This is a genomic window from Micromonospora sp. RV43, assembly GCF_001029515.1.
Taxonomy (GTDB): domain Bacteria; phylum Actinomycetota; class Actinomycetes; order Mycobacteriales; family Micromonosporaceae; genus Micromonospora; species Micromonospora aurantiaca.
The window spans coordinates 1-22,836 of sequence record NZ_LEKG01000123.1; the positions used below are offsets into that span (position 1 = coordinate 1).

Sequence of the window (22,836 nt, forward strand, 5' to 3'; positions counted from 1 at the left end):
GGCCAGGGGATCTCGGGGGAGGGGTGGAAGGCGATGCCGGCTGTGGACCAGCGCGGGCCGTGTGCGGCCAGCCGGCTGCGGAACCGGGACCAGTCGTGCGTCTCGCGCGGTGACCAGCCGAGTTCGGCGACGGCGGGCAGGCGCGGGAAGAGCATGAACTCGACCTCGGCCGGCGTCGTGATCGACTCGGTCCACAGCGGCGCCTCCACACCCAGCACCGCCTCGGCCGGTACGCCCCGCACGTGGCTGCCCGGATCCCACTCGTACGCCCGGCGCACGTCGATCAGACCGGCCCAGTCGTGTCCGATCGGGGTGTCCGGGGCGTACTTCATGTCCAGGTACGCGTGGTTGCCGGGGGAGAGGATCAGCCGGGCGCCACGGCGTACCGCGTCGGCGGTCTCCGGGTCGTCACCGTTCGTGCCCCACCACTGCAGGACGCGCCCGTCGACGTGTGCGGCCGGGGCGAGCTGGTGCCAGCCGACGACGGTCTTGCCGGTGGCGGCCACCAGCCGCTGCGCCCGCTCCACGAAGGAGCGGTAGCTGTCGGCCGGCACCTTGAACGCCTCGTCGCCGCCGAGGTGCAGCCACGGCCCGGGCGTCGACGCGGCCACCTCGCCGACCACGTCCGCGACGAAGGCGTACGTCCGCTCGTCGGCGGGGTCGACGAAGCTGAAGCCGACCTCGGTGCCGGTGTACGGCGGTGGCGCGATCTTGCCGGGCGCCAGTTCGGGGTACGCGACGAGCGCCGCGTTGGTGTGGCCCGGCAGGTCGATCTCGGGCACCACTGTGACGTGGCGGCGGGCGGCGTACGCGACGATGCGGCGGTAGTCGTCACGTGTGTACCAGCCGCCGGGGCCGCCGCCGACCGCTGTCGTGCCGCCGACCTCGGCGAGCCGTGGCCAGGAGTCGACGGCGATCCGCCAGCCCTGGTCGTCGGTGAGGTGCAGGTGCAGGTGGTTGAGCTTGTAGCGGGCCAGGTGGTCGACCACCCGCAGCACGTCCTCGACCGCGAAGAAGTGGCGGGCGACGTCGAGCATCGCGCCCCGGTAGGGGAAGCGCGGCCGGTCGACGATCGTGCCGCCGGGTACCGCCCAGCGCGCGGCGACGGCGGTCGGGCTCTCGATCGGCGCGGGTAGCAGCTGCCGCAGCGTCTGCGCGCCGTGGAACAGCCCGGCCGGGGTGGCGGCGGTGATCCGGACGCCGCCGGTGGTCACGTCGAGGCGGTAGCCCTCGTCCCCGAGCCGCGCGTCGTCCGGCTCGCCGGGCCGGGCGGGAACCGCCGCGGACAGCGTGAGCGTCAGCGGGCCGTCCTCGCCGGTGTCGGCGACCGGGAGCGGGAAGCCGGTGGCCGGGCGCAGCCAGCCGGCGAGCTGCTCGGCCACGTCCCGCCCGGCGGGGCTGACCCGCAGCACCGCGTCCGCGCTCAGCGTGAAGTCACCGGCCGGGTCCGGGCGCACGTGCTCGGGCGCCGGCACCACGTCGCCGAGCCGGACCGGCGCCGGTCCGGCGAGCGCCTCGGCGGCCCGGCCCGCGGCGTCGCGGGCCAGCTCGGCTGCGGGTGCCGGCACACCGGGCAGCGGCACAGCCGGTACGTCGATGGAAGGGCTGGTGGGACGGGTGTCGGTCGGCTCCGGCCCGGTCTCCGGGGCGGCGGGGTTGGTCGGCACGGCGACGGCTCCGAGGGTGTATTCGCGCGGGATATGGCAAAGGTCAGGTTCCGCGAGATGCAGTGACGTCAAGAGTACGAGGGGGATCGGAATTGCGTGATCGTGCTCGTGGAAGCGTTCCCAAAAACCCGTACGAACGCGGATTGTGGTGACCGTTGTGCCGAAAGTCACCGAACGCTCCCAGGTTTCTCGAAACTCGCCTAGCCTTCGCCCCACCGACGCTGACGAGCCGGGATTACCGGTGGTCACTACCGGGGTATGTCCGAACTGAACCTTCGTTAAGTGTCAATGGCGCGCGTGGGAGGCTCTGGTGGCAGCGCACGATCCGGTCGAGCAGAAGTACGTCTACGACTTCGCCGAGGGCAACAAGGATCTCAAGGATCTGCTCGGCGGCAAGGGGGCCAACCTGGCCGAGATGACGAATCTCGGCCTGCCGGTTCCGCCCGGCTTCACGATCACCACCGAGGCCTGCAAGGCGTACCTGACGACCGGGCGCGAGCCGGACGGCCTGGCCGCCCAGATCGAGGCGCACCTGGAGTCCCTGGAGCGCGAGATGGGCCGGCGCCTCGGCGACCCGGACGACCCGCTGCTGGTCTCGGTGCGCTCCGGCGCCAAGTTCTCCATGCCGGGCATGATGGAGACGGTTCTCAACGTCGGCCTCAACGACCGCAGCGTGGTCGGCCTGAGCAACCAGGCGGGCGGGAACGACCGGTTCGCCTGGGACTCGTACCGCCGGCTGATCCAGATGTTCGGCAAGACCGTCTGCGAGGTGCCGGGCGAGGAGTTCGAGCACGCGCTCGACGAGATCAAGCGCGCCAAGGGCACGCACAACGACCTCGACCTGGACGCCGACGACCTGCGCGGGCTTGTCGACGCGTACAAGCAGATCTTCGCGAAGCACACCGGCCGCGAGTTCCCGCAGGAGCCGCGCGAGCAGCTCGACCTCGCCATCCGCGCGGTCTTCGACTCGTGGAACGCGGAGCGGGCGATCCTCTACCGCCGCCAGGAGCGCATCCCGGCCGACCTGGGCACCGCCGTCAACGTGGTGACGATGGTGTTCGGCAACCTCGGTCCCGACTCCGGTACCGGCGTCGCGTTCACCCGCGACCCGGGCAGCGGCGCGCAGGGCATCTACGGCGACTACCTCGCCAACGCCCAGGGCGAGGACGTGGTCGCCGGCATCCGCAACACGGTGCCGTTGCAGGAGCTGGAGCAGCTCGACAAGACCTCCTACGACCAGCTGCTCGGCATCATGGCCCGGCTGGAGGAGCACTACAAGGACCTCTGCGACATCGAGTTCACCATCGAGCGCGGCAAGCTCTGGATGCTCCAGACCCGCGTCGGCAAGCGCACCGCCGCCGCCGCGTTCGTCATCGCCGGGCAGCTCGTCGACGAGGGTCTGATCGACCTGGACGAGGCGCTGCACCGGGTCAACGGCGCGCAGCTCGCCCAGTTGATGTTCCCGCGCTTCCAGCTCGACCACGAGTTCGAGCCGGTGGCCAAGGGCATCGGCGCCTCCCCGGGTGCCGCGTCCGGCAAGGTCGTCTTCACCTCGGCCCGGGCGGTCGAGCTGGCCGCCGAGGGGGAGTCGGTGATCCTGGTCCGCCGGGAAACCAACCCGGACGACCTCAACGGCATGATCGCCGCCAAGGGCATCCTCACCTCCCGGGGCGGCAAGACCAGCCACGCCGCCGTGGTGGCCCGCGGCATGGGTAAGACCTGCGTCTCCGGCGCCGACGAGCTGGAAGTGAACGTGCCGGCGAAGAAGTTCACTGTGGGCGACCACGTGGTGAACGAGGGCGACGTGGTCTCGATCGACGGCACCACCGGCAAGGTCTACCTCGGCGAGGTGCCGGTCATGCCGTCCGAGGTGGTGCAGTACTTCGAGGGCGAACTCGACCCGGAGAACACCGACGACGCGCTGGTCCGCTCCGTACACCGGATCATGACGCACGCCGACGCCGCGCGGCGGCTGCGGGTACGCACGAACGCCGACACCGGCGCGGACGCGGCCCGGGCGCGGCGCTTCGGCGCCGAGGGCATCGGCCTGTGCCGCACCGAGCACATGTTCCTCGGCGACCGGCGCGAGCTGGTCGAGCGGCTCATCCTGGCCTCCGGCGAGCAGGAGCGGGAGGACGCGCTCGCCGCGCTGCTGCCGCTGCAGCGGGCCGACTTCATCGAGATCTTCCGCGAGATGGACGGCCTGCCGGTCACCGTGCGGCTGATCGACCCGCCGCTGCACGAGTTCCTGCCCCCGCTGGAACAGCTCGCGGTCAACGTCGCGGTGGCACAGGAGCGCGGCGAGGACGTGGCCAAGGAGGAGGCGCTGCTCGCCGCCGTGCGGCGGATGCACGAGGAGAACCCGATGCTGGGCCTGCGCGGCGTCCGGCTCGGCCTGGTCATCCCCGGCCTGTTCGCCATGCAGGTCCGCGCGATCGCGGAGGCCGCCGTCGCGGTCGTCCGCGACGGCGGCAAGGCCTGCCCGGAGATCATGGTGCCGCTGGTCGGGGCCGTGCAGGAGCTGGAGACGGTACGCGCCGAGGCCGAGCGGATCATCGCCGAGGTGGTCGGGGACAGCGGCGTCGAGGTGCTGATCGGCACGATGATCGAGGTGCCCCGGGCGGCGCTGACCGCCGGGCAGATCGCCGAGGCGGCCGAGTTCTTCTCCTTCGGCACCAACGACCTGACCCAGATGGGCTGGGGCTTCTCCCGCGACGACGTGGAGGGCGCGTTCTTCTGGCGCTACCTGGAGCTGGGCATCTTCGGTATCTCGCCGTTCGAGTCGATCGACACCGACGGCGTCGGCCGGCTGGTGCGCATCGCCGCCGAGGAGGGCCGGGCGGCCCGTCCGGGCCTGAAGCTCGGCGTCTGCGGCGAGCACGGCGGCGACCCGGACTCGGTGCACTTCTTCCACGAGGTCGGCCTGGACTACGTCTCCTGCTCGCCGTTCCGGGTGCCGGTGGCCCGGCTGGAGGCAGGCCGCGCGTCGATCACCACCACCGGTTCGGACTCCCGCTGACGCGGCGCGGGGCCGCCGGTGCTCGCCGGCGGCCCCGCGTACGCCCGGCGCGCCTTTCCGGCCTCCTCGGCGTAGCCTGAGCTTCCGCCACGTGTCGATCAGGAGGGGTGGCCGCATGACCGCCGTCTGGGAGAACCTGACCATCGACGCCCGGGATCCGTCCCGGCTCGCCAGTTGGTGGGCGGAGGCCCTCGGCTATCAGGTGATCACCGACAAGCCGGACGAGGTGGAGATCCGCCGGACCCCCGACACGACGCCCGGTCTCGTCTTCGTCCCGGTCTCCGGGCCGAAGGAGGGGAAGAACCGGCTGCACATCGACCTGCGCCCGGCCGACATGGAGGCCGAGGTGGAGCGCCTCGTCGACATGGGCGCCCGGCACGTCGACATCGGCCAGGGAGACGTGGAGTGGACGGTGCTCGCCGACCCGGAGGGCAACGAGTTCTGCGTTCTCCGGGAGCGCGAGGAGTGAGCCGGTCTTGCGAGCCCCGCAGTCGCGACCCTCTGCCAGTCCGGGAGAAATGAGCGACGCGGCGCGGCTGGTCGACGAGGCGCCCAAGGACACCGGGTACGGCCGGTCGCCGTTCGAGCGGGACCGCGCCCGCGTGCTGCACTCGGCGGCGTTCCGCCGGCTCGCCGCGAAGACCCAGGTGCACACCGCCGGGACGAACGACTTCCTGCGTACCCGGCTGACCCACTCGCTGGAGGTCGCGCAGATCGCCCGCGAGATGGGCGCCCGGCTGGGCTGCGACCCGGACGTGGTGGACACCGCCGGGCTGGCGCACGACCTGGGCCACCCGCCGTTCGGGCACAACGGCGAGTACGCCCTGGACGAGCTGGCCGCCGACTGCGGCGGCTTCGAGGGCAACGCGCAGACGCTGCGGGTGCTCACCCGGCTGGAGGCGAAGGTGCTCGCCCCGGACGGGCGCTCGGCCGGGCTGAACCTGACCCGGGCCGCGCTGGACGCGGTGAGCAAGTACCCGTGGCCGCGCCGCCTCGGCGAGCGCAAGTTCGGCGTGTACGCCGACGACCGCCCGGTCTTCGACTGGCTGCGCGAAGGCGCCCCGCCGGGCGACCGGCGCTGCCTGGAGGCCCAGGTGATGGACTGGGCCGACGACGTGGCGTACTCGGTGCACGACGTCGAGGACGGCATCCACGGCGGGTACGTCGACCTGCGCCCGCTGTTGGCCGACGCGGACGAGCGGCGGGCGCTCTGCGCCGACGTGGCCGCCGCCTACTCGGGTGAGGCGCCGGAGGATCTGGGCGAGGTGCTCGCCGGCCTGCTGGCCGATCCGGTGCTCGCCCCGCTTGCCGCGTACGACGGCAGCCACCGCGCGCTCGCCGCGTTGAAGGCCACCACGAGCGTGCTCACCGGCCGGTTCGTCGCCGGCGTGGTGGCCGCGACCGAGCAGCGCCACGGTCCCGGCCCGCACCGCCGCTACGACGCCGACCTGGAGGTGCCGCGCCGGATCCGGGCGCAGTGCGCGCTGCTCAAGGGCATCGCGCTGCGGTACGTGATGCGCCGCCCCGGCGCCGGGGACCGCTACGCGCGGCAGCGCGACGTCCTGACCGGGCTGGTCGCGGCGCTGCTGGACCGGGCGCCGGATGCGCTCGACCCGGTGTTCGCGCCGCTGTGGCGTGACGCGGCGGACGACGCCGCGCGGCTGCGCGTGGTGATCGACCAGGTCGCCTCGCTCACCGATCCGGCCGCGCTGGCCTGGCACGCCCGGTTGGTGTCGCCGAGCTGACCGCATCGTGCCCGGGGCGAGCCATCGAACTTAGGCTAGCCTAAGCGCATGACGGATCGCCCGAAGAAGCTCACCGCCGCCACGGTCGTCCGGACCACGCGGCCCACCCCACACCTGATCCGCCTGGTCCTGGGCGGCGCCGAGCTGGCCGGGCTGCCGGTGGGCGCGTACACCGACCACTACGTGAAGTTCGTCTTCCCGCCGGCCGGGGTGACCTACCCGGACCCGGTCGACCTGGCCACGATCAAGCGGGAGTTCCCGGCGGAGCAGTGGCCGCGCCTGCGCGCGTACACGATCAGGGCCTGGGACGCCGCGGCCGGTGAGATGACTGTCGACGTGGTGCACCACGGCGACGAGGGTCTGGCCGGGCCGTGGGCGGCGGCGCTGCGTCCCGGCGACCGGGTGTTGTTCACCGGGCCGGGCGGCGCGTACGCGCCGGACCCGGCTGCCGACTGGCACCTGCTGGCGGGCGACGAGAGCGCGCTGCCGGCCATCGCCGCCGCCCTGGAACGGCTGCCGGTGGGCGCGCCCGCGAAGGTGTACGTCGAGGTCGGCGGCCCGGCCGACGAGCTGCCCCTGACCAGCGCGGGTGAGGTCGAGGTGTGCTGGTTGCACCGCGACGGGCGTCCGTGCGGCGAGCCGCTGGTCGAGGCGGTCCGGGCGCTGGCGTTCCCGCCCGGCCGGGTGCACGCGTTCGTGCACGGTGAGGCCGGGGCGATGAAGGAGCTGCGGCGGCTGCTGCGCGTCGAGCGCGGCGTGCCCCGGGGCGACCTGTCCATCTCCGGCTACTGGCGGCGTGGCATGGACGACGAGGGCTGGCGGTCCACCAAGCCGGCCTGGAACGCCGCAGTGGAGGCCGAGGAGGCCGCCGCCGTCGTGTCCTGACGCGGTTCCTGCGGCGTTCCGGCCCTACGGTGCGGCCGGCCCGCCGACGATGGAGGCATGACGGGACAATCGGGGCAGCGGTCCGCTACCCAGCAGGTCGACCGGGTGGTGCTCGGCGCCGGGGTCGCCGGTGTGCTCGCGGTGGTGCTGTGGGGCGTGTTCGCCCGGGGTTCACTGGCCCGTTTCGGCGAGTCCGGCCTGGCCTGGACCGTGAGCACGTTCGGCTGGTTCTTCGTGGTCGCGGCCGACGCCTTCCTGGTGCTGGCGGTGGTCGTGGCCGTCTCCCGGTTCGGCCGGATCCGGCTGGGCGCCGACGACGACGAGCCGGAGTTCGACACGCTGGCCTGGGTCGCCATGATGTTCAGCGCCGGCATGGGCATCGGCCTGGTGTTCTTCGCCGTCGCCGAACCGATCCAGCACTACGCGACGCCGCCCCCGGCCTCCGGCGTCGAGCCGCAGACCGGCGCCGCCGCCTCGGCGGCCATGCAGTACACGCTCTTCCACTGGACACTGCACCCGTGGGGCATCTACGCGATCGCGGCGCTGGCGCTGGCGTACTCGACGTTCCGCAAGGGGCGGGGCAACCGGATCTCGTCCGCGTTCGCGCCGCTGCTCGGCGACCGGACCGACGGCCCGCTAGGCCGCGCGATCGACCTGCTCGCCGTCTTCGCCACCGTGTTCGGCTCCGCGACCAGTCTCGGGCTGGGCGCGCTCCAGGTGGCGGCCGGCCTCGACCTGGTGGCCGGGGTACCGGACGGCCGGACCGTCGAGTTGACGATCATCGGCGCGCTGACGCTCGCCTTCGTCGTGTCCGCCTTCTCCGGACTGCACCGGGGCGTCAAGTGGCTGTCCACCACGAACGTGCTGATCGCCGTCGTGCTGATGCTGTTCGTGTTCGTGGTCGGTCCGACCGTCTACACGCTGGAGGTGCTGCCGGCCTCGGTCGGTGACTATCTGAGCGGCCTGGTGCGCATGTCGACGCGTACCGGGGCGTTCTCCGATCCGGCCTGGCTGGGCTCGTGGACGATCTTCTACTGGGCGTGGTGGATCTCCTGGGCGCCGTTCGTGGGCACGTTCATCGCCCGCATCTCGCGCGGCCGTACGGTCCGCCAGTTCCTGATCGGGGTGCTGCTGATACCCAGCGGCGCGAGCACCGTGTGGTTCGCGGTGATGGGCGGGACCGCCCTGCGTACGCAGACCACCGGCACCCGAGATCTGGTGGCGGACGTGGACGCCGGTTCGGAGCAGGCGCTGTTCGGGCTGCTCGAGGCGCTGCCGCTGGCCACGCTGACGAGCGTGCTCGCCATGGTGCTGATCGCGCTCTACTTCGTCACCAGCGCGGACTCGGCGTCGCTGGTGCTCGGCTCGCTCAGCTCGCGCGGCGCGCTGCGGCCGCACCGCTCGGTAGTGGTGCTCTGGGGCGTGCTGATCGGCGCGGTCGCGGCGGCGTTGCTGCTGGCCGGTGGCCTGGCCGCGTTGCAACAGGCGACCATCCTGGTCGCGTTGCCGTTCGTCGTGGTGATGCTGGGCCTGGCCGTCGCGGTGCTCCGGGACATGGCCGCCGACCCGATGCTGCGCGCCGGGCCCCGGCCCCGCCGCTCCGGCCTGGCCGCCGCGGTCCGTGCGGCCCGGTCGTACGAGGAGGAGGAGCCGGCCCCCGTCACGCGCTGGTTCCACCGCCCTCGCCGTTGAGTGGGGGTACCTCGTTTCGTAGCAGGAGTGCTACATTCCGGGGCATGACTGCGGTCGAACTCCCGGGGACCGTCGCGTCCCCCCGACCTCCCGACGAGGATCTCGTCCTCGACGTGCGGGATCTGCGTATGCGCTACGGCGCCGTCGACGTGCTGCACGGCGTCGACCTGACCGCCCGGCGGGGCGAGGTGGTGGCGCTGCTCGGGCCCAACGGCGCGGGCAAGACGACCACCATCGAGATCCTCGAAGGCTTCCGGCTGCCCTCGGCCGGCACGGTGCGCGTGCTCGGCACCGACCCGGCCCGCGGCGACGAACGGTGGCGCGCGCGGCTCGGCGTGGTGCTCCAGTCCTGGCGCGACCACGGCAAGTGGCGGGTGCGGGAGCTGCTCGCACACCTCGGCGACTTCTACGCGCCGTACGCCACCGACCGGATCCCGCGCCCGTGGCCGGTCGACGAGCTGCTGGAGACCGTGGGCCTGAGCGCGCACGCCGGCAGCCGGGTGGCCCGGCTCTCCGGTGGTCAGCGCCGCCGGCTCGACGTCGCTGTCGGCATCGTCGGCCGCCCCGAACTGCTGTTCCTGGACGAGCCCACAGTCGGGTTCGACCCGGCCGCCCGGCGCGAGTTCCACGAGCTGGTGCACCGCCTGGCCGACCTGGACGAGACCACCATCGTGCTGACCACGCACGACCTGGCCGAGGCGGAGAAGCTGGCCGACCGCATCCTCATCCTGGCCGGCGGCCGGATCATCGCCGAGGGGTCGCCCGACCAGCTCGCCCGGCGCGTCGCGGGGGACGCCGAGGTGCGCTGGACCCGCGACGGCGAGCGGTACGTGCACGCCACCGGCGACGCCACCGCGTTCCTGCGCGACCTGCTCCGCGAGCACGGCGACCGGATACGCGAGCTGGAGGTGCGCCGGGCCAGCCTGGAGGACGCGTACCTGGCGCTGGTGCACGAGGAGGAGACCGGCATCCGTACCGGCCGGGCCGAGCGGGTGTGGCAGCAGGAGGCGAACCGATGAACCCGACCACCAACGCGCTGCGGGCCGGGCTGCGGCGCGGCGTGATCGAGCTGCGCGCCACGTTCACCAACGGCCAGGATCTCTGGACCTACTTCTTCCCCACAGTGGTGCTGCTGGTCGCCGTGTTCTGGATGCGCGGCTCGACGGTGCCCGGCACCGACTTCTCCCTCGGCGCCCGTACGCTGCCCAGCGCGCTCGGCATGGGCCTGCTCTTCGGCGGCCTGCTCGGGCTGGCCAACCAGCTCGTCATCGACCGGGAGGACGGCACGCTGCTGCGCGCCAAGGCCATCCCGGACGGCATGCTCGGCTACCTGGTCGGCAAGATCGTGCTGGTGTCGGCGGTCGCGCTGATCGGCGTCGTCATCCAGCTCACGCCCGGCCTGTTCTTCCTCGACGGGCTGCGGCTCGGCGACCCCGGCGCCTGGCTCACGCTGGCCTGGGTGGTGCCGCTCGGGCTGGTGGCGACGCTGCCGCTGGGCGCGGTGATCGGCTCGCTGGTCGAGAACCCGCGCAACATGGGCCTGGTGGTGATGCCGATCTTCGGTCTCATCGCGTTGTCCGGCATCTTCTACCCGATCAACGGCCTGCCCGGCTGGCTCCAGGGCGTCGCCCAGGTCTTCCCGCTCTACTGGCTAGGCTTGGGCATGCGCTCGGCGCTGCTCCCGGGCGACCTGGCGGCTGTCGAACTCGGCGGCTCCTGGCGGCACCTGGAGACGGTCGGCGTGCTCGGAGCCTGGGCGGTGCTCGGGCTCGTGCTGGCCCCGGTGGTGCTGCGCCGGATGGCCCGCCGGGAGTCCGGCTCGCGGGTCGCGGCCCGGCGGGAACGGGCCATGCAGCGGGTCGGATGAGAGGGCGTCGATGAGCGAGACCGTGCACAACCGGATCGCGGTGCTGCGCGCCGAACGGGGCATCTCCCGCCGGCAACTGGCCGACGCGCTCGGTGTGCACTACCAGACCGTCGGTTACCTGGAGCGCGGCGAGTTCCGGCCCAGCCTGCACCTGGCGCTGCGCATCGCCGCGTACTTCGAGGTGCCGGTCGAGGTGGTCTTCTCCATCGAGCCGTTCCCGCGCATCGGCGATCCCGCGGCGGCCCGCTCGGCCTGAGCCGGCGGGGACGGGCGTGGCCGGCCGCACGCCCGTCCCCCCGGCCGCCGCAACGTCGGTCCGGCAGGGCAGGATGTACGCCGAGGGGGTGGCGGTCATGGCGGGGCGGATCCGGGACGAGGACATCGCGCTCGTCCGCGAGCGCACCGCCATCGCGGACGTCATCTCCGAGGTGGTGACGCTCAAGTCGGCCGGCGGCGGCAACCTCAAGGGGCTCTGCCCGTTCCACGACGAGAAGAGCCCGTCGTTCAACGTCTCGCCCGCCCGCAACGTGTTCTACTGCTTCGGCTGCGGGGTCGGCGGCGACGCGATCAAGTTCCTGATGGACGCCGAGCACCTCAGCTTCGTCGAGTCCGTCGAGCGGCTCGCCGCCCGCGCCGGCATCCAGTTGCGCTACGTCGAGGACGACCGGTCCACGCCGCGTACCCGCCCGCAGCAGGGGCAGCGGCAGCGTCTGGTGGCCGCGCACGCCGCCGCCGTCGAGTTCTACCGGGCCCAGCTCACCACCGCCGGCGCGCGCCCGGCCCGCGAGTTCCTCGCCGGGCGCGGCTTCGACCGGGCCGCCGCCGAGCGGTACGGCTGCGGCTTCGCCCCCGACGGGTGGGACCTGCTCACCAAGCACCTGCGCCAGCAGGGCTTCACCCACGACGAGCTGGTCACCGGCGGCCTGTCCCGCCCGGCCCGCTCCGGCTCGCTGATCGACCGGTTCCGCCGCCGCCTGATGTGGCCCATCCGGGACATCACCGGCGACGTGATCGGCTTCGGCGCCCGCAAGCTCTTCGACGACGACGACGGCCCGAAATACCTCAACACCCCCGAGACGCCGATCTACAAGAAGTCGCACGTGCTCTACGGCATCGACCAGGCCAAGCGGGAGATCGCCAAGCAGGGCAAGGTGGTGGTGGTCGAGGGCTACACCGACGTGATGGCCTGCCACCTCGCCGACGTGCCGACAGCGGTCGCGACCTGCGGCACGGCGTTCGGCGGCGACCACATCTCGGTGCTGCGCCGGGTGCTGTTCGACAGCGACGAACGGGCGGGGGAGATCATCTTCACGTTCGACGGCGACGCGGCCGGGCAGAAGGCGGCGCTGCGCGCCTTCGAGGACGACCAGCGCTTCGTCGGGCGTACCTTCATCGCGGTCAGCCCCGACAACATGGACCCGTGCGAGCTGCGCCTGGCAAAGGGCGACCTGGCCGTGCGTGACCTGGTGGCCCGCCGTGAGCCGCTCGTCGACTTCGCCCTCCGGCACATTGTGAGTCGTTACGACCTGGACACCGTTGATGGGCGTATCGAAGCTATGCATCGTGCCGCTCCCCTCGTTGCCATGGTTAAGGACCGCGAGAAGAGAGAAGGCTACGGCCGTAGGCTCGCTGAAGACCTACTAGGCATGGAGATCGATGTGGTGCAGCGCGCTGTGCGTGCTGCAAGCTCTCCGACTGCCGCCAAGGGCTCAACGCCCGTTGCCAAGTCAACTGCAACTGGCCCTGTTGTTGACAGCCCTCAGGCTAGAGTGGAGCGTGAGGCGTTGAAACTCGCACTTCAGGAGCCCGCCCTGGCTGGGCCGATGTTCGACGCGGTAGAGGCATCCGAGTATCGCGACCCCATTCATTCCTCAGTGCGCACCGCAATTGCGGCAGCTGGCGGCGCCTCCTCTGCGGCGAGCGGCGCCGTATGGATAGAGAAGGTCCGGGACTTGTGTGAGGATCTGGCGGGACAAGCCCTCGTGAGCGAACTTTCGGTCGAACCGCTTCGTTTGGATGGTCCACCGGACCCTCGTTACGTAGCAATCCAGCTCGCACGCCTGCAGCGTGGATCAGTCACTGCCCGAATCCGGGAGGTCAAGTCGAAGCTCCAACGTGTCAACCCGGTCAATAACAAGGACGAGTACTTCGCGTTGTTCGGAGAGCTGCTATCGCTTGAGCAACATGCGCGTGCGCTCGGCCAGCAAGCTGCCGGAGAGCTGTGATGGGTCTGTTCAACCGCCGGCCGAAACTGCCCTCGGCCGACCGGCCGCCGCTGGCCGCCGACGAGCGCGTGCTCGCCTGGGCCGCCGCCGGCACCGGCGAGGGCGGCAACGACGGCGTGCTGGTCGCCAGCAACCGCGGGCTCTGGCTGCCCGGCCGGGTGGATCGCCTCGGCTGGCACGACATCCTCAAGGCGGTCTGGTCCGGCCGCGAGCTGACAGTCACCCCGGCCGAGCCGGTCGCCGAGCGCGACGGCTACCTGGTGGTCGCGGACGGTCTTCCCGAGACGTACCTGCTCGTCGACCCGGGCGACCTGCCGCACCAGGTCCGGGCCCGGGTCACCGGCTCGGTGGCGTACACCTCGCACCACGAGGTGCCCGGCGGCTCCGGGCGGGTCGCGGCCCGGCGGGTGCCCGGGGTCGACGGCCTGACCTGGACGGTCCGCTACGACCCGGGGACGCCGACCGACGACCAGGCGGTGACCGACGAGACCGCCCGGCTGGTCGCGGCGGCGCGGGCCGCCACCACCCCCGCCGACGCCTGACACCTACACCTTGAGGACGTCGACCTCGTAGAGCGGGATGGAAGCGTCGCGCGTGGCCAGGGTCAGATTCTCCGTGATCGCCTGAGCCACCAGCATGCGGTCGAAGGGGTCACGGTGATGCGGCGGCAGGCGGCCCGCGGTGATGGCGTGGTCGTGGGTCACCGGTAGTTCACGGAAACCCATGTCGCGTACCCGTTCGGCCAGATCGGGCGGGCCGGAGAGCTTCCCCGCCTGCTGCTTGATGGTGATCTCCCAGAGGCTGACCGGGGAGAGGAAGACATCTGGGTCGTGGCGTAGCCGGTCGAGGAACTCGACACCGAGGGTGGCGTCGCCGGTGATGGCCCAGAGCGCGACGTGGGTGTCCAGCAGCAGGGTCATGCGCCGATTCCGAAGTCGGCGGCGATCTCGGCGTTGGTCTGTGGCGAGTCCCAGTCACCGGAGAGGTCCACCTGCCCGGCGAGGGAGCCGACCGCCGTGCGGTTGGCGCGGCGCACGAGCGGCACGACCTTCGCCACGGGGGTGCCCGCCCGGTCGATGATGATTTCTTCGCCGCGCTCCACCCGCTCGATGATGCGCGACAGGTGGGTCTTGGCGTCATGCATGTTGTAGTGCGCAGCCTCAGCGGACACAGCGCGACCTCCTCGGTTAGCTAAGTACTTAGTTTAGGCATATGGGCGCCCGGCGGCGGCCGGATAATCCGGTCGAGTGGCTGCGGACCGGCTGTTAGCGTCGCGGGATGTTCGCCACCGAGCGCGTCCGCCTGCGCCCGCCCACCCCTGACGACGCGCCGGACCTGTTCCGCCTGAAGAGCGATCCGGAGCTGCACCTGATCACCGACGACGGGCCGTTCCTGCCGTACCACGTCGGCCAGGTCCGGGCCCGGCTGGAGAAGCGCGCCGGCGAGCAGCCGGACGCCGGCGCCGCGGTGTCGCTGCTGGCCGAGACCGTCGCCGACGGCACGTTCCTCGGCACCGGCGTGCTGTGGGGGATCGACACGTTCAGCAGGCTCGCCCATCTCGGCATCACGCTGCTGCCCGAGGCTCGCGGCCAGGGCTACGGGACCGAGGTGATCCGGCTGCTCTGCCGGTACGGCTTCCGCAACCGCAACCTGCGCCGCCTGGAGATCGAGGCGCTCGCCGCCAACACGGCCATGCGGCGTACCGCCGAGAGATGCGGTTTCGTCCACGAGGGCACCCAGCGGGAGCGCGGGTACGACGGCGACGGCTTCGGAGACATGGTGATCTACGGCCTGCTGCGGCGCGACTGGACGCCGTAGCAGGCGCCGCGCCTTCCCGGCGCGGCGGTGCCGGGGCGGCGCGGTCCTGCGCTCAGCCGGTGCGGTAGAACCGCTGCGCGCCCGGGTGCAACGGGATCGGCCGGGTCGCCGCGCCGCTGGACCGGTTGAAGTTCGCCGCCTCCGGGTGCACCTGGATCAGCTCGCCCTGCCAGGTGAACAGCACCCGGGTCAGGTCGTACGCGAGCTGCTCCGGCATGTCCGCCGCCACCAGGATCACGTTCGCCACGGTGATGGTCGGTGTCGGCTCGGGCGTGCCGTAGACCTCCTTCGGCAGCGTCGCCGTGGTGTAGACCGCGCCGAAGCGGGCGCTCAACGGCTCGATCAGCTCGTCGAGCGGCAGCAGCCGGAACGTGCCGGGCGCGGAGGAGAGCAGATCCTTGACGCCGGGTGTGGGCAGGCCACCGGAGAAGAACATGGCGTCCAGGCCCTTGGCGCGCATCCGCTTGACCGTCTCCGGCAGCGACAGGTTGAACCGCTGGATGTCCCGGTTCGGGTCGATGCCACCGGCGGTGAGCAGGCGCCCGGCGATGATGTCGGTGCCGGACTTCGGCGAACCGGTGGAGATGCGCTTGCCGCGCAGGTCGGCGAAGCTGCCGATCTTGCCGTCGGCGCGGACGATCACGTGCGTGTAGTTGCTGTAGACCCGGGCCAGCGCGCGTACCGGCTGCGGCTGCTTGTCGAACGCCCCGCGCCCGTCGACCGCGTCCGCCGCCGTGTCGGCCAGGCTGAACGCGATCTCCATGTCGCCGCTCGCGACCCGGGTGATGTTCTCCACCGACGCGCCGGTCGGCTCCGCCCGCGCCTCGTACCCGGGCAGGTGGCGGGTGATCAGGTCGGCGTACCCGCCGCCGAGCTGGTAGTACACGCCTGTGGTGTTGCCGGTGGCCAGGAAGATCCGCCCGCCGTGCCACGCCTCCGGGGTGGAGTCCTCGGCCGCGCAGCCGACCACCAGCACCGCCGTCATCAGCGCGGCCAGCAGCCGCAGCGGGCGGCCGGTCACCGTCGCACCGCCGGTTCCAGCGCCTCCGCCACCCGCTGCACGAGCGTCGCCGTCTCGTAGCCGATCTGCCCCAGGTCGCAGCCGGGCGCGGCCAGCACGCCGAGCAGCGCCCGCTCACCCACGGCCATCACCAGCATCACCCCGCCGTCCATGTCCACGATCTGCTGACGTACCCGGCCGGCGGACATCAGCCGGGCCGCGCCCACTGTCAGGCTCGCCAGCCCGCTGATCACCGCCGCGAGCTGGTCGACCTGGTCGGGGGCGAGGTCGGGTGAGGACGCCAGCCGCAGCCCGTCCTCGGAGACCGCGAGCGCGTGCGAGACGTCCGGCACCTGCTCGGCGAAGTTCGCCAGCAGCCAGTCCAGGCCGGCGGAGGACGGTGAGGTCATGGTCTTCTCCCGTTGGGTGTGGTGTTCGGGGCACGGCGGGTCGCGCTGGCCACCCCCTCGGCGAGGGCGGACAGCCGGGCGCGTACCACTTCGGGGTCGAGCAGGTCGATCGCCGGCGGCGGCGCGGTGGTGTCCGGCATCGGCTCGGGCAGGTGGCCGCCCACCTGCCGCCGTGGCAGCCCGGCGGCGGTGGTCGGGACGGGCGTCGGCGGCACGCTCACCGGCCGGATCCGCGCCGCGCTCGGCGCCAGCAGCGCGCCACCGGGCGTGCGGACGGCGGCGACGCCGCGTACCGGGCCGACGGTCGTGGCGCTGGTGACGAGACTGCGGCCACCGGCCGGCCCGGACTTGAACCAGGCCGCGGCGCGCTGTCGCCGCTCGGCCGTCGGCCGGGACGCCACCGACTCGACCCGGGTCAGCACCGATTCCGGTACGTCGACCTGCGCCACAGTGCCGGTGCCCGGGTTGTGCAACTGCACCCGGATCCCGTGCCGGGCGGCCAGGTGGGCCACCACGTGCAGGCCCATGCTGCCCGCCGCCGCGCTGGACAGCGTGGCCGGCGCGGCCAGCCGATCGTTGATCTCGGTCAGCCGGCTCTCGCTGACACCGATGCCCTGGTCGTGTACGCGCAGCACCAGCCCGTCGACGGTGCGCCGCCCGTCGACGAGCACCCGGGCCTCCGGTGGCGAGTAGACGGTGGCGTTCTCCAGCAGCTCGGCCAGCAGGTGCACCAGGTTGCCGGCCGCCGCGCCGTGCACCGCAGCGGTCGGCACGTCGATCTCGACCCGCGGGTAGTCCTCGATCTCGGAGGCCGCCGCCCGCACCACGTCGTCCAGCAGCAACGCGCCCTCGTGCCCCCGGCCGGGCTCGCCACCGGCGAGCACCAGCAGGTTCTCGCCGTTGCGGCGCAACCGGGCGGCGAGGTGGTCCAGCGCGAACAGGCGGGCCAGCGCGTCCGGGTCGGTCTCCTCGCGCTCGAAGTCGTCGAGCAGCCGCAGCTGCCGGGTGATGAGCGTACGGATGCGCCGGGCCAGCGCCTCCGCCATCCGGGTCACGTCCAGCCGCAACTCGGCCTGCTGCCCGGCCAGCCGCAACGCGGCCCGGTTCACCGTGTCGAACGCCTCGGCGACCTGCGCCACCTCGTCCTTGCCGCGCCTGATCCCGTCGGTCATCCGGGTCGCCGGACCCTCCGCCGGGGTCCGCTCGCCCGCCGCGATCGCGGTGATCCGTTCCGGCAGCTCCCGGTTCGCCATGGTGAGCGCGGCCACCCGCAGCCGGCGCAACCGGCGGCTGGTGCGTACCGCCAGCAGCACTGCGGTGACGAGCGAGCCGAGTGCGACGGTGCTCGTCGCGCCGGCGGTCAGCACCGCACGCAACCGGGCCGTCCCGGCCAGGTCCGCCGCGTCCCGGTCCAGCCCGTCGGTCAGGTCCCGGCCGAGCAGGTTGTACCGGCGGATCGCGCCGCTCTGCGCCACGTACCAGGCGTCACCGTCGGTCTTCACCGTGCCCGGCGCGCCGTCGGAGTCGAGCACGGCGTCACCCATCCGGCGGGCAGTGGTCACGTCGGTGCCGTCGACCAGCCGGTACCAGGCCCTGTTCGCCGGGGCGGAGGCGATCCGCAGGAACTCGGCCTGCCGCTGCTCCCGGGCACCCCGCAGCCGGCCCAGCCGGGCCAGCTCGCCACTTTGCAGTCCACCCCTGACGAACACCGCCCGCAGCAGGTCGCGCTCCAGCGCGGACAGGTGCTCCTGGGCGGCCACCGCTGCCACCTCGCGCGCCTGGTTGGCCAGGTCGGCGTCGCGGAGCTGACTCGGCAGCGCGTCCGCGACCGCGAGCAGCGACTCCACGAGCGACACGTACGCCGGGTCGCCGCGCTCACCGGCCAACGCCAGGTCCCGGGTGGGTGCGAGCTGCGCCAGGCGCCCGCCCACGTCGTCGAGCACCCCGGCCAGATCCGGGGCGGCCCGGCGCGCGTCACCCTGCGCCGAGCGGTAGCGCTCCACCGCCGTGTCCACCCGCCGGCGCTGCGCGTCCACGAGCGGGCGGCCGGACGTACCGCCGCGCTGGCGCAACGCGGCCGTCTCGGCCAGTTCTCGTTCCAGCTCGTGCACCAGCCGTACGGTCGCGGTGGCGGTGCCGGCCAGCACGCGGGCCCGGTCGGCGTCGGCGGACGCGTCGAGCGCGGCGCCGGTCTGCGCCGCCCCCAGCACGACCAGACCGGCGGTGGCCACCAGGATCGGGGCCAGCAGTTGGACGCGGACCGAGCGGAGGCGTCCGGTGCGGTCCGCGGAGCGGTGATGCCGGCGTACGCGGGCCGGGTGGGGCAGCGGCACGGGGGTCTCCGGGTCGGGTCGGTGGGCCGGGCCCGGACGCGCGTCCGGGCCCGGCCCGTTCGGGTCAGCTCGCGCCGAGGTCGCTCAGCGCCCGCTCCGCGCCGCGGTGCAGCGGCACCGGGTCGGTCTTGCGGGCGTTGCCCAGCTCGATGCCCTTCGCCGCCGGGTTCGCCTGGGCCAGGGCGTCCTTGGAGTCGAACACCGTCCGGGTGATCGCGCAGGCCACGTCGGCGTCCAGGTTGTCCCGCACCAGCAGCACGTTCGGCACCACGATGGTGGGCACGTCGGCCGGGGTCCGGTAGATGTCCTTGCCGATGGTGCCCGCCTGGTACGCCGGATTCAGCTCGGCCATCTTCGGCAGCAGCGGGCTGATGTCGACGAACTTCACCTTGTCGCCCGACGTGGTGAACAGGTCGGTGACCCCGCCGGTCGGCACGCCGCCGGACCAGAAGAAGCCGTCGATGCTGCCGTCCTTCATGCCGTCGACGGTCTTGGTGAGGTCCAGCCGCTGCGCCTGGATGTCCTTGGCCGGGTCCAGTCCGGCGGCGGTGAGCAGCCGGTTGGCGATGACCTCGGTGCCGGACTTGGGCGAGCCGGTGGAGATCTTCTTGCCCTTCATGTCGGCCACCGACGTGATCCCCGCGTCGGCGCGGACCACCACCTGCGTGTAGTTGTCGTAGATCCGGGCCAGCGCCTTCACCGGCTGCGGCGAGCTGAAGCTCCCCTTGCCCTGCACCGCGTTGACAGCGGTGTCGAACAGCGAGAACGCCACGTCGTACTGGCCGGCGACGAGCTGCTCGACGTTCTGCACCGAGGCGCCGGTCTCGGCGGCCGTCCCGGTGAGCTTGCCGTCGGTGGACTTGCTCAGTTCACCGGCGAGCGCGTTGCCGACCACGTAGTAGACGCCCGTGGCGTTTCCGGTGGCGATGCCGACCCGGGTGTCTTTGGTGACCTTGCAGCTGACCTCGCGGGCGGCGTCGTCCTTCGCCGCGCCGTCCTGACGGCCCCCGCAGCCGGCGGCACCGGCGGCGACCAGGACAAGTGCCCCGACACCCGCCACTATCCTCGCGTCGATCCGTCCCACTCTCTCTCCTCCCCAAGGTCCACGGATTCTTCGACCGCCGGGCGGCCGGTGTGCCCGGCGGCGCCACGTCGGACGTACACGCCCGCGACCGCGAGCGCGGCGAGCGCCGCGCCGATCGCCATGGGCAGTGGTTCCAGCCAGAGCAGCACCAGCCCGGCGATCGCGCCGACGATCCGCTCCGGCACGCCGGCCGGGCCCACACCGGGTAGCCAGCCGCCGGCCGCGACCGCCAGCACCGCGACACCCAGTGCCGACACCAGGCCGGCCGTCACGATCCGCCCGGCCCCGCCGATGCCGAGCAGGCCGAGACCGGTCGGTGTGATCACGAAGGCCAGCGGAATCAGGTACGCCGGCAGCGCGTACCGCAGGGTCTGCCACATGGTCGGCACCAGCCGGCCGCCGGTGACCGCGGCGGCGGCGACAGCTGCGAGCGCGGTCGGCGGCGAGACCTCGGACAGCACCGCGAAGTAGAAGACGAACATGGCCGCGGCGGGCGCTTCGACGCCCAGGTTGAGCAGCGCCGGACCGATGATCACCCAGCCGATGACGAACGAGGCGGTGACCGGCACGGCGAGGCCGAGCAGGCTGAGCGCGACGGCGGCGAGCACGGCGGTGAGGGCCAGCACCACTGCCGGCTCGGAGCTGACCGCCTGCGCCCCGTCGATCAGCAGCGCTGCGGCCTGCGGCCCGAGGCCGGTCTTCGTGGTGGTGGCGGTGATGATGCCGGCCGCGGCGCAGACGGCGCTCACCGCGAGCACCCCGCGTACGCCGTCGCGCAGCGCCTCCACCAGCCGGGCCGGCGTGAGGCGGTGGCGCCGGTCCAGGAAGGACAGCACGGCGGCGAGCGCGGTGGCGATGACGACCGCGCGCATCGCCGACGCGCCGAGCGCCAGCACCACGATGATCACGAAGAGCGAGAGGAAGTGGTAGCCGAAGCGGGCCAGCAGCCGCCAGGCCGAGCCGGTGTCGATGACCACCGGGCGGACCCCGGAGCGCCGGGCGTCGATCTCGACGGAGAGCAGGATGCCCAGGTAGTAGAGGATCGTCGGCACCGTCGCCCAGCCGAGCACCTGGAGGTAGGAGACGCCCAGGTACTCGGCGATGATGAACGCCGCGGCACCCAGCGTCGGCGGCGACAGGATCGCCCCCACACCGGCGGCGGCGAGCATGCCGCCCGCCCGCTCGGCCGGGTAGCCGGCGCGGCGCAGGATCGGCCAGGTCACCGCGCCGATGCTGACCGTGGTGGCGGCGCCGGAGCCGGAGACCGTGCCGAGCAGGAAACCCGAGGCGACGGCGGTGCGCCCGGCGGCCGTCCGGGAGCGGCGGAACGCGGCGGCGGACAGCTCCACGAAGAACCGGCCCGCGCCGGACAGGTTGAGCACCGCGCCGTAGATGGTGAACAGCACGATGTAGGAGGCGGCCACGTCCAGCGGGGTGCCGTAGAAGCCGCTGTCGGAGTTGTAGAACGCGTCGACGAGCTGCCCGAAGTCGAGCCCCGCGTGCGCCACCGGCCACGACTGCGGCAGCAGCCCGCCGTAGTAGCCGTACCCGAGGAACAGCACGCAGACCGCCGGCAGGATCCATCCGGTCGTGCGCCGGCACGCCTCCAGCAGCAGGAGCAGCAGCCCGGTGCCGAACGCCACGTCCAGCGGATCGAGCAGGCCCTGCCGGTCGAGGAAGGCGTCGTACCCGCCGCCACCGGCGCCGATGGTGACCGGCAGCACCGGGTAGAGGCAGACGACGAGCGCCGCGAGGGCCAGCAGCCAGTCCACGGGCGTCGGTCCGCGCCGGTCGTCCGCGTCGGCCGCGTCAGCCTTGGCGCGTCGTAGCCGCACCCCCGAGGGGTACGCGAGGAACACGATCGGCAGGACGCCGGCCAGGAAGAAGATCAGGTAGTACTTGCTGCCCTGGGCCAGCGGGAAGAACACCTGCCAGAGCGTCAGCAGCCCGACCGCGACGGTGATGCCGGTGAAGAGGACACCGACCGGTCCGGCGAGTACGCGTCCCGGCTTCTCCTCCTCGAACCGGGCGGCCAGTTCGCGGGCGTCCTGGGTCTGTTCCTGGCTCTCGCTCTTGTCGCGGGTCTCGTTCTCGCCCGTGGTGTCGTGCTCGCCTGCGGTGTGGTGCTCGTCCGCGGTGTGGTGCTCGCCTGCGGTGCGGTGCGCTGCTCGGCTGTGGTGGTGCGTCTCGCCCGGCCCGTCGTCGGCCCACTCGGGCCCGGCGACGCTTCCGTCGTCCGGCGGCAGCGACACCACCTCGGCGTCCACGTCGGACCCCGGTCGTCCGCCGGACGGCGGCCGGGGTTTGGGGGGAGTCGCGTCGGAGGGGCGAACGGGCGGCACGAGGGGGCACGATACGCGAATAGCGCGCATGTTGGGAACATTGCCGATCATGATTGCAATGAGTGACGGAATGGAGCTTCGCTCACTCGCGTCACTTATTTCTTGAAACTGTTTCGCAATGGCGGGAGAAGGGTTCTCCCGGCTCTCTCCCGATATCACTTACAACGATGAAGAATGAACGTGCCGGGGATGCTTGTCGTCACGCAACGTGTCCACTGAGGTGGGTGCGTCTTTCGTGGCGGCTCGCGCGGACGGCGCGCGTAGCGCCCCCGCTCGCGCCGTGCTGTGTGCGCTCGCGCCCGCCACGCTCTACCGGTTGGGAAATGGCTGGAAAGCGTGTTCGCCGTCTCGCGTTTCCACGATCGACTCCACTTCGCCGAGGTGGTGGCATCGGAAGACGGATCACGCGTTACCTCAGCGCCCCGGCTTTCGCCGCCCGTACACCGCGCTCTCGCTTCCGCACAGGTGGCCGGTCGACCGGTGGCCGACCCTCGGTGAGTGGAACGTCATGGGTGCTTCCGGCCCCGTTTGACACCCATGACGTTCCACTCGTCGTGACGGTCGTCGTGATGGTGGCGATCGGTGGTCGCGGCGGAGCGACGGCTCGCCGGGATTTCGGGTGGGGAGTGGCGGGGCGGCGGTGGGAGCGCTGCCCCCGCCGCCTTTGCTCTGCATCCATCGGCGCACATGGTTACGGAGCGTGTCTGTCGCGCGCGTGGCTGCAGAGCCAGAGGCGGCGAGCGGGCGGA

19 protein-coding genes are annotated in these 22,836 nt (G+C 72.5%); 11 read left to right on the forward strand and 8 right to left on the reverse strand.

Going from position 1 to position 22,836, the window contains the following annotated elements:
• Positions 1 to 1,667 (reverse strand): beta-N-acetylhexosaminidase (locus tag ABD52_RS25510; protein ID WP_047893497.1); only part of this gene is annotated, 1,667 nt, incomplete at its 3' end.
• Between the two features lie 310 nt (positions 1,668 to 1,977).
• Here ABD52_RS25510 and ppdK point away from each other — a divergent pair.
• The 10 genes from ppdK (at position 1,978) to ABD52_RS25560 (ending at position 13,642) form a co-directional block, all read left to right on the forward strand.
• Positions 1,978 to 4,686, forward strand: a complete 2,709-nt coding sequence (gene ppdK, locus ABD52_RS25515; RefSeq protein ID WP_013475544.1) for a pyruvate, phosphate dikinase — start codon at positions 1,978 to 1,980, stop codon at positions 4,684 to 4,686.
• Between the two features lie 115 nt (positions 4,687 to 4,801).
• Positions 4,802 to 5,155 carry a VOC family protein gene (locus tag ABD52_RS25520; RefSeq protein ID WP_013287934.1) on the forward strand — a complete coding sequence of 118 codons (354 nt, stop codon included), beginning with the start codon at positions 4,802 to 4,804 and terminating at the stop codon, positions 5,153 to 5,155.
• A gap of 49 nt (positions 5,156 to 5,204) precedes the next feature.
• Positions 5,205 to 6,431: a deoxyguanosinetriphosphate triphosphohydrolase gene (locus ABD52_RS25525; protein ID WP_047893498.1), complete on the forward strand. Its 1,227-nt coding sequence runs from the start codon at positions 5,205 to 5,207 to the stop codon at positions 6,429 to 6,431.
• A 48-nt stretch (positions 6,432 to 6,479) separates the two neighbouring features.
• Complete coding sequence (locus ABD52_RS25530) at positions 6,480 to 7,316, forward strand: siderophore-interacting protein (protein ID WP_047893499.1); 837 nt, start codon at positions 6,480 to 6,482, stop codon at positions 7,314 to 7,316.
• Between the two features lie 57 nt (positions 7,317 to 7,373).
• Complete coding sequence (locus ABD52_RS25535) at positions 7,374 to 9,008, forward strand: BCCT family transporter (protein WP_047893500.1); 1,635 nt, start codon at positions 7,374 to 7,376, stop codon at positions 9,006 to 9,008.
• A 44-nt stretch (positions 9,009 to 9,052) separates the two neighbouring features.
• Positions 9,053 to 10,027: an ABC transporter ATP-binding protein gene (locus ABD52_RS25540; protein ID WP_047893501.1), complete on the forward strand. Its 975-nt coding sequence runs from the start codon at positions 9,053 to 9,055 to the stop codon at positions 10,025 to 10,027.
• Positions 10,024 to 10,875, forward strand: coding sequence for an ABC transporter permease (locus tag ABD52_RS25545; RefSeq protein ID WP_013287929.1), 852 nt, complete (start codon positions 10,024 to 10,026; stop codon positions 10,873 to 10,875). The genes ABD52_RS25540 and ABD52_RS25545 overlap by 4 nt, the downstream gene beginning before the upstream one ends.
• A gap of 10 nt (positions 10,876 to 10,885) precedes the next feature.
• Entirely contained in the window at positions 10,886 to 11,131 is a 246-nt protein-coding gene (locus ABD52_RS25550; protein WP_013287928.1) for a helix-turn-helix transcriptional regulator, read from the forward strand.
• A gap of 73 nt (positions 11,132 to 11,204) precedes the next feature.
• On the forward strand, positions 11,205 to 13,100 hold the full coding sequence (gene dnaG / locus ABD52_RS25555; RefSeq protein WP_047893506.1) for a DNA primase: 1,896 nt from the start codon (positions 11,205 to 11,207) through the stop codon (positions 13,098 to 13,100).
• Positions 13,100 to 13,642 carry a hypothetical protein gene (locus tag ABD52_RS25560; protein ID WP_047893502.1) on the forward strand — a complete coding sequence of 181 codons (543 nt, stop codon included), beginning with the start codon at positions 13,100 to 13,102 and terminating at the stop codon, positions 13,640 to 13,642. Before dnaG ends, ABD52_RS25560 begins: the two co-directional genes overlap by 1 nt.
• Positions 13,643 to 13,645: 3 nt before the next feature.
• Here the strand turns inward: ABD52_RS25560 and ABD52_RS25565 are convergent, their stop codons facing one another.
• Both ABD52_RS25565 and ABD52_RS25570 read right to left on the reverse strand, forming a co-directional pair.
• The gene (locus tag ABD52_RS25565) at positions 13,646 to 14,020 is read right to left on the reverse strand and encodes a type II toxin-antitoxin system VapC family toxin (protein ID WP_013287925.1); all 375 of its coding nucleotides are present in this window, start codon (positions 14,018 to 14,020) and stop codon (positions 13,646 to 13,648) included.
• Positions 14,017 to 14,271, reverse strand: coding sequence for a type II toxin-antitoxin system Phd/YefM family antitoxin (locus ABD52_RS25570; RefSeq protein ID WP_013475551.1), 255 nt, complete (start codon positions 14,269 to 14,271; stop codon positions 14,017 to 14,019). The genes ABD52_RS25565 and ABD52_RS25570 overlap by 4 nt, the downstream gene beginning before the upstream one ends.
• A gap of 107 nt (positions 14,272 to 14,378) precedes the next feature.
• Between ABD52_RS25570 and ABD52_RS25575 the strand changes: the two genes are divergently transcribed.
• Positions 14,379 to 14,918, forward strand: coding sequence for a GNAT family N-acetyltransferase (locus ABD52_RS25575; protein WP_047893503.1), 540 nt, complete (start codon positions 14,379 to 14,381; stop codon positions 14,916 to 14,918).
• 52 nt (positions 14,919 to 14,970) lie between these two features.
• Here ABD52_RS25575 and ABD52_RS25580 read toward each other — a convergent pair whose 3' ends face one another.
• The 5 genes from ABD52_RS25580 to ABD52_RS25600 form a co-directional block, all read right to left on the reverse strand.
• Positions 14,971 to 15,939, reverse strand: coding sequence for a TAXI family TRAP transporter solute-binding subunit (locus tag ABD52_RS25580; protein WP_047893504.1), 969 nt, complete (start codon positions 15,937 to 15,939; stop codon positions 14,971 to 14,973).
• A complete protein-coding gene (locus tag ABD52_RS25585) occupies positions 15,936 to 16,328 on the reverse strand; it encodes a roadblock/LC7 domain-containing protein (protein WP_013475557.1) in 393 nt (130 codons plus the stop codon). The genes ABD52_RS25580 and ABD52_RS25585 overlap by 4 nt, the downstream gene beginning before the upstream one ends.
• Complete coding sequence (locus tag ABD52_RS25590) at positions 16,325 to 18,661, reverse strand: nitrate- and nitrite sensing domain-containing protein (RefSeq protein ID WP_013287917.1); 2,337 nt, start codon at positions 18,659 to 18,661, stop codon at positions 16,325 to 16,327. The genes ABD52_RS25585 and ABD52_RS25590 overlap by 4 nt, the downstream gene beginning before the upstream one ends.
• A 64-nt stretch (positions 18,662 to 18,725) precedes the next feature.
• Positions 18,726 to 19,745 (reverse strand): TAXI family TRAP transporter solute-binding subunit, encoded by a 1,020-nt coding sequence (locus ABD52_RS25595; RefSeq protein WP_013475559.1) that lies wholly within the window; start codon positions 19,743 to 19,745, stop codon positions 18,726 to 18,728.
• Positions 19,721 to 22,012, reverse strand: coding sequence for a TRAP transporter fused permease subunit (locus ABD52_RS25600; RefSeq protein ID WP_047893505.1), 2,292 nt, complete (start codon positions 22,010 to 22,012; stop codon positions 19,721 to 19,723). Before ABD52_RS25600 ends, ABD52_RS25595 begins: the two co-directional genes overlap by 25 nt.
• Positions 22,013 to 22,836 lie beyond the last annotated feature (824 nt).

Excerpts from the sequence above, each read along its gene's own strand:
- ABD52_RS25520 (WP_013287934.1), top strand. The coding sequence starts at position 4,802 with ATGACCGCCGTCTGGGAGAACCTGACCATCGACGCCCGGGATCCGTCC.
- ABD52_RS25525 (WP_047893498.1), top strand. The coding sequence starts at position 5,205 with ATGAGCGACGCGGCGCGGCTGGTCGACGAGGCGCCCAAGGACACCGGG.
- ABD52_RS25530 (WP_047893499.1), top strand. The coding sequence starts at position 6,480 with ATGACGGATCGCCCGAAGAAGCTCACCGCCGCCACGGTCGTCCGGACC.
- ABD52_RS25535 (WP_047893500.1), top strand. The coding sequence starts at position 7,374 with ATGACGGGACAATCGGGGCAGCGGTCCGCTACCCAGCAGGTCGACCGG.
- ABD52_RS25540 (WP_047893501.1), top strand. The coding sequence starts at position 9,053 with ATGACTGCGGTCGAACTCCCGGGGACCGTCGCGTCCCCCCGACCTCCC.
- ABD52_RS25545 (WP_013287929.1), top strand. The coding sequence starts at position 10,024 with ATGAACCCGACCACCAACGCGCTGCGGGCCGGGCTGCGGCGCGGCGTG.
- ABD52_RS25550 (WP_013287928.1), top strand. The coding sequence starts at position 10,886 with ATGAGCGAGACCGTGCACAACCGGATCGCGGTGCTGCGCGCCGAACGG.
- dnaG (WP_047893506.1), top strand. The coding sequence starts at position 11,205 with ATGTACGCCGAGGGGGTGGCGGTCATGGCGGGGCGGATCCGGGACGAG.
- ABD52_RS25560 (WP_047893502.1), top strand. The coding sequence starts at position 13,100 with ATGGGTCTGTTCAACCGCCGGCCGAAACTGCCCTCGGCCGACCGGCCG.
- ABD52_RS25565 (WP_013287925.1), bottom strand. The coding sequence starts at position 14,020 with ATGACCCTGCTGCTGGACACCCACGTCGCGCTCTGGGCCATCACCGGC.
- ABD52_RS25575 (WP_047893503.1), top strand. The coding sequence starts at position 14,379 with ATGTTCGCCACCGAGCGCGTCCGCCTGCGCCCGCCCACCCCTGACGAC.
- ABD52_RS25585 (WP_013475557.1), bottom strand. The coding sequence starts at position 16,328 with ATGACCTCACCGTCCTCCGCCGGCCTGGACTGGCTGCTGGCGAACTTC.